General features: G+C 70.2%; 3 protein-coding genes. 1 reads left to right on the top strand and 2 read right to left on the bottom strand.

What is annotated here, in order from left to right:
- Positions 1 to 53: 53 nt before the first annotated feature.
- Both serB and ACFQ7F_RS45020 read right to left on the bottom strand, forming a co-directional pair.
- Complete coding sequence (gene serB / locus ACFQ7F_RS45025) at positions 54 to 1,268, bottom strand: phosphoserine phosphatase SerB (RefSeq protein WP_383285315.1); 1,215 nt, start codon at positions 1,266 to 1,268, stop codon at positions 54 to 56.
- 365 nt (positions 1,269 to 1,633) lie between these two features.
- Complete coding sequence (locus ACFQ7F_RS45020) at positions 1,634 to 3,340, bottom strand: streptophobe family protein (protein WP_383285312.1); 1,707 nt, start codon at positions 3,338 to 3,340, stop codon at positions 1,634 to 1,636.
- Between the two features lie 263 nt (positions 3,341 to 3,603).
- Here ACFQ7F_RS45020 and ACFQ7F_RS45015 point away from each other — a divergent pair, with 263 nt between their 5' ends.
- Entirely contained in the window at positions 3,604 to 6,225 is a 2,622-nt protein-coding gene (locus ACFQ7F_RS45015) for an FHA domain-containing protein (protein WP_383285309.1), read from the top strand.
- The last annotated feature ends 56 nt before the right edge of the window (positions 6,226 to 6,281 follow it).

Below are 6,281 nucleotides of genomic sequence, written 5' to 3'. Positions count from 1 at the left end.
GTACCGGGGCCCATCGGCGTAGGGCCTGACGAAGAAGCTGCTCGCCCCGACGTTCAGTCGGTGTGCGTGTCCGCCGCCTCGACCTCTTCGCGGGTGACGCCGAGGAGGTAGAGGACGGTGTCGAGGAAGGGGACGTTCACCGCGGTGTGCGCGGCCTGGCGGACCACGGGCTTGGCGTTGAAGGCGACACCGAGACCGGCCGCGTTCAGCATGTCGAGGTCATTGGCGCCGTCGCCGATCGCGACGGTCTGCTCGAGCGGGACCCCGGCCTCCTCGGCGAAACGGCGAAGGAGGCGCGCCTTGCCCGCGCGGTCCACGATCTCGCCGGTCACCTTGCCGGTGAGCTTGCCGTCGACGATCTCCAGGGTGTTGGCCTGGGCGAAGTCGAGGCCGAGACGTTCCTGCAGATCATCGGTGACCTGGGTGAACCCGCCCGAGACGACGCCCACTTGGTAGCCGAGGTGCTTGAGCGTACGGATGAGGGTGCGGGCACCAGGGGTGAGGCGGACCTCCGAGCGGACCTTGTCGACGACCGAGGCGTCGAGCCCGGCGAGGAGCTTCACGCGGGCGTGCAGCGACTGCTCGAAGTCCAGGTCGCCGCGCATCGCGGCCGCGGTCACCTCGGCGACCTCCTCCTCGCAGCCGGCGTGCGCCGCGAAGAGCTCGATCACCTCGTCCTGGATGAGTGTCGAGTCGACGTCCATCACGACGAGCCGCTGGGCACGGCGGTGCAGGCCCGCCGCGACGACGGCGACGTCCACGCCGAGCTTCGCCGCCTCAAGGGCGAGGGAGGTGCGCAGCGGCTCGGTCTCCGCGCCGGATACGGCGAACTCGACTGCGGTGACCGGGTACTTGGCGAGCCGGAAGATACGGTCGATGTTGCCGCCGGTCACGGTGATGCTGGCGGCGATGGCGGCGGTCGACTCGGCGGTGAGGGGGTGGCCGAGCACGGTGACGTGGGAACGGCCGAGGCCACGCGGGCGATTGTCACCGATGCCCGAGATGATCTCGGCCTGCATCTTCAGGGACTCGGCCCAGCTGTGCACGGTGGACCGCAGGTCGCCCTCCAGACCGGCCGGCGGCGCGGTCACGAGCGCGCACAGCACTATGCGGCCACGGGTGACGACCTGCTCGATGTCGACGACATCGACGGAGTAGGCGGCGAGGGTGTCGAAGAGGCCTGCGGTGATTCCGGGGCGGTCCTTGCCGAAGATCTTGACGAGGAGCGTGGGGACGTCGGCGGGCTGCGGGGGCTGAGGAGCGCTCATGGTGTGACCACCGTATCCGGGTGCCCTGCGCGGGCAGCGGAGTGGTCCGCGTGCCGGACACCTTCCTGGGCCTAGTCGCGTTCTTGCCCCGTCGCCCCGTCGCCCCGTCGCCCCGTCGCCCCGTCGCCCCGTCGCCCCGTTGCCCCGTCGCCCGTCTTTGGCTGCGGGCCAGGGGGCGTTCCTGTCCCGCCGCTTCGCGGCGGATTTCTCCCACCCGCCCACCCGTTTACCCGGCGATGCATCGCGTCGAGTTGTCGTGTCGCGGGGTGCTCGGGTGGGTGGGAGGGAAAGATCCGCCGCGAAGCGGCGGCACGAAGACGGGCCGACGGGCCGACGACAAGCCGAACGCAAGCCGAGCACCGTACCTACCGGCCGCCACCCCCGCCCGGCGGAGGCGGCGGTGGGGGAGGAGGCGGCGGCCAGTCGCCGCCGCCCGAGGAACGGGGCCGCGGCTTCGGCTGCGGGGGCGGAGTGACCGGACCCGCCACCGTCGGCGCGCCGGAGACATCACGCGGCGGCCGGAGATACGGATTGGTGTCGGCATTCGAGGGCCGGAAGGGCGCACTGGGGCTGTACGGCCCAGCTGCCCCCGCTGCCCCGGCCGCCGCCTCAACAGGCGGCACCACCCCAGGCGCCCCCGCGGCACCGGCACCGGCCCCGGCCCCGCCAAGGGCCAGCGGCGACGCCCGTCCCCCCGCGGCCCCGCTCGCCACCGCGAGCAAAGCCCCCACCGCTCCCGCCCCGGCACCCCACGCCGCACCAAGAAGGAACGCCATCCCAAGGCGCCCGTGCAATTCGATGCCCGCCCCGAACGCGTCGAAGCCGATCACCGAGAGGGAGGCGTCGGCGGACAGCCCCGTCAGCCACACCATCAACGGAAGGCCGAGCGCCGTCACCACGCCGAGCCGCACCGCACACTGCCCCGCGAACCTCAGGGCGCCGCTCTTGCCACGTATGTAAGGAGTACGGACGGCGGTGAGCACCCCCGCGAACAGGATCATCAGCGCCGCCGCGACGCCGAGGAGCCAGACCCGGCTGTCGAGTTCGGCGAGCCGCCCCAGCGTCACCGCCTCCTTCCCGGAGGCGCCCGACCCCGTCAGGAGGTCGTCCAGCGGATCCGGCAGGAGCTTCGCGAGCGCGCCCGTCGCCTCACCGTCCCACGGCACGAAGAGCCCGATCGGCACCCCGAGCCACACCCCGTTCGGCGCCCCGAGCAGCGCAGCGCCCGCGATCCGCTTGGGATGGGCGTCGCCGATCATGGCGTACACCGCCGCCGCGAGCCCGGCGAGCACCGCCACGAGCGCCACCGTGACAAGCGCGGACGAGGCGGGCCGCACCACCCGGTGCACGGCGTCCCACCCGCGCGGCAGCGGCGTACGACGTGACACGAGCAGCGCGATCAGCAGGACGACGAGCACCCACACCGCGCCCCCGAGCAGCGTCGGACCCGTGTCCACGGTGAAGCCGACCGACGCCTTCGCCTTCGCGAGATCGCCGAGCCGGTCGGGCAGCAGGCCGCCGATGTCACCGAGCCCGCCGGGAAGTTTGTCCGTGATGTCGTCCGGGAGCTGGTCGACGCCCTTGTCTATGCCCTTGTCGATCCCCAGTTGGTCACCGTCGATCGTGATGATGTCGTGACCCGCCCATGCGAGCCCCCCGAGCATCGCCAGAAAGAGGACGACCACGGCGCCCGCGCGCGCGGCAAGCTCGGCGGGCGCGATCACAACTCCCGCTCCGCGCAGGGAGCGTAGGAAGAAATACGCAAGGAGCACCGCGCCCGCGAGTCCCACACCCAGGGGTGCGACGTCGATCGCGGTGGTCGCCTCGGCCCCTTTGAGCCCGAACGCCGAGACGTCACCGGACGGGGTGATCGAGCCACCCGCGCCGAGCGCCACCACGGCGGCGGTCATCGGCCCCAGTGCCCCCACCTCGTCCGCGCCGAGCAGATGCAGGCCGAGCGCCGCCGTGCCGGCCATGCCGACAAGAGCCCAGCTCACGGCGGCGATGGCGGAGATCAGCACATCGCCCCACCGCACGCCCCGGCCTTCGGCCTGTTTCCCGCCGGTCTTCATCAGGACCCCCCGACTCGCACCGCGTCGCCCTATTGATACGTGATGTGCGCAATGCGCATGATCCGTATGCACTCATGGGCGGTTACTACTCTCCGGGGCGTTTTCTGCCCCGTCAACGGGGCGGCCACGGAGGCCCGTACGCAGTCTTCACAAGGCCCGACTTTCGGTCAGAGGCCTCCGCCTGAAATAGTTCCTCCCGATGTTCGACATCCCTAGACTCCCCATATGGGGGCTAGCTCGGGGGACAACTCAGTGGGGCTGGAGTGCCGGAACTCGTACTGGAATTGAATGGAAGGACCTGGACGCTCGATCCGTCCAGGTCATACACCCTCGGACGTGATCCGCAGGGGGATCTCGCGCTTGACGACGCCAGGGTGTCCTGGCGTCACGCCACGATCAGCTGGAGCGGCCGCAGTTGGGTCATCGAGGACCACGGCAGCACCAACGGCACCTTTGTGCAGGGCCAGCGGATCCACCAGATGGAAATCGGTCCCGGGTCGGCCGTGAACCTCGGTAACGCGACCGACGGTCCGCGCCTGAATGTGTCCGGCAACGCGTCGGGTGCCGCCGCCGTGTCCGCACCGCAGCAGGCCGCTCAGCAGGCACCGGCCCACCAGGCGCCGCAACACCAGGCACCGCAGCACCACGCACAGCAGCAGGGCGGACCGGGCTGGGCTGCCCAGGCGCCCCAACAGCAGCAGGCACCCCAGCAGCAGCCGCAGTACCAGCCGCAGCAGCAGATGCCCCAGCAGCAGGGCTGGCAGCAGCCCCAGCAGCAGGCTCATCACCAGCAGCCCCAGCAATCGCAGGTCCCGCAGCAGCAGGGTCCCGGTGCGGGTTCCGGCGGTGTCGCGGGGGCCCCGCCGGTCTACGGGGATCGCAGCCCGACGACGTTCCACCAGCTCTCGCTCGGCCGCAAGATGCGCATCGGCCGTGCCCTGGAGAACGAACTGGTCGTCTCCGACCTCCAGGTCTCGCGGCTGCACGCCGAGTTCACGGCCACTCCGGACGGCCGTTTCGAGATCCACGACCTCGGCTCGCACAACGGCACGTACATCAACGGCCAGCCGATCGCGAAGTCGGGCACGGCCCTCATCGGCCCGAACGACATCGTCAGCGTCGGCCATTCGACGTTCCGGCTCGTCGGCGACCGGCTCGAGGAGTTCGTCGACACCGGTGAGGTCTCCTTCTCCGCGCGCCACCTGACGGTGACGGTCGACGGCGGCAAGGACATCCTCAAGGACGTCTCCTTCGGCGTCCCGGAGAAGTCGCTCATCGCGGTCATCGGCCCCTCGGGCTCCGGAAAGTCCACCCTGCTCAAGGCGCTCACCGGCTACCGGCCCGCCAACAAGGGTGATGTCCTCTACGACAACCGGAACCTGTACAAGCAGTTCGCCGAGCTGCGCCAGCGCATCGGTCTGGTCCCGCAGGACGACATCCTGCACAAGGAACTGACCGTCAAGAAGGCTCTCAAGTACGCCGCCAAGCTGCGCTTCCCCTCGGACACCAGCGAGCAGGAGCGCCAGCAGCGCATCGACGAGGTCCTGCGCGAGCTCAAGCTGGACATCCACAAGGAGAAGAGGGTCACCTCCCTCTCCGGTGGCCAGCGCAAGCGTGTGTCGGTGGCCCTTGAGCTGCTCACCAAGCCGTCGCTGATCTTCCTGGACGAGCCGACCTCCGGCCTCGACCCGGGCATGGACCGCGACGTCATGCAGCTCCTGCGCGGCCTCGCGGACGACGGCCGTACGGTCCTGGTCGTCACGCACTCCGTCGCCGAGCTGGCGATCTGCGACAAGCTCCTGGTGATGGCGCCGGGCGGCTCGGTCGCGTACTTCGGTCCGCCGGAGGAAGCGCTCAACTTCTTCGGCTACCAGACGTGGGCGGACGTCTTCTCGGCGTTCGAGAACTACCGCGACTACGACTGGGCGGGCCGCTGGAAGGGCTCGCAGCACTACCAGATGTACGCCGCGGACATCGACGCCGTGGCCGCGCAGTCGGTCCACATGCCGCCGCCGCAGGCGATCAGGCCGCCCAAGCCGCAGGGCTGGGGCTCGCAGCTGTGGACCCTGATCCGCCGCTACACCTCGGTGATCGCCTCCGACAAGGGCTTCCTGGGTCTGATGGTGATCCTGCCCGCGGTCCTCGGCATCGTCAGCGTCGTCATCCCGGCCGACTTCGGACTCGGCCCGCCCAAGCCGCCGGCCAAGTTCAACGGCGACGCGGGCACGATCATGCTGATCCTCGCGGTCGGCATGTGCTTCTCCGGCGCCGCCAACTCCGTACGTGAGCTGATCAAGGAACGGGTCATCTACGAACGGGAGCGGGCCACCGGCCTCTCCCGCTCGGCGTACCTGATGTCCAAGGTCATCGTCCTCGGCGTGATCACGGCCTTCCAGGGCGTCATCATCTGCGGCATCGGCTTCGCGACGCGGGACATGCCGGCAGAGGGCCTGCTCATGCCGCCGGCCGTCGAGATCTGCCTGGTCATCATCGCCCTGGGCTTCACCTCGATGATGTTCGGCCTGGTCATCTCCTCGCTGGTGAAGACCTCCGAGAAGACCATGCCGCTCCTGGTGATGTTCGCGATCGTCCAGGTCGTCTTCACCGGCGTGCTCTTCCAGATCTACGGCTCGCCCGGCCTGGAGCAGTTCGCCTGGCTGATGCCCTCGCGCTGGGCCATCGCCGGTGCGGGCGCCACACTGGACCTGGCGCACCTCATGCCGCCGTGGGACCCGAAGAAGCCGGGCGATCTCGACCCGCTGTGGGAGCACTCGGTCGGCCAGTGGGGTCTGAACATCACGGTCCTGCTCCTGCTCGGCGTGGCCTGCGGCTTCGCGGTCGCGCGACTGCTGCGCCGCCACGAGCCGGAGGTCATGCGCAAGTAGGCACGTCAGTCCGCCGCGGGCGGACGAGAAGGGCGGCACCCCTGTGGGGTGCCGCC

Source organism: Streptomyces sp. NPDC056486 (assembly GCF_042795295.1).
Taxonomy (GTDB): Bacteria; Actinomycetota; Actinomycetes; order Streptomycetales; family Streptomycetaceae; genus Streptomyces.
The sequence above is the reverse complement of the archived record's forward strand: the minus strand, read 5'-3'. Positions and strand labels throughout refer to the sequence as shown.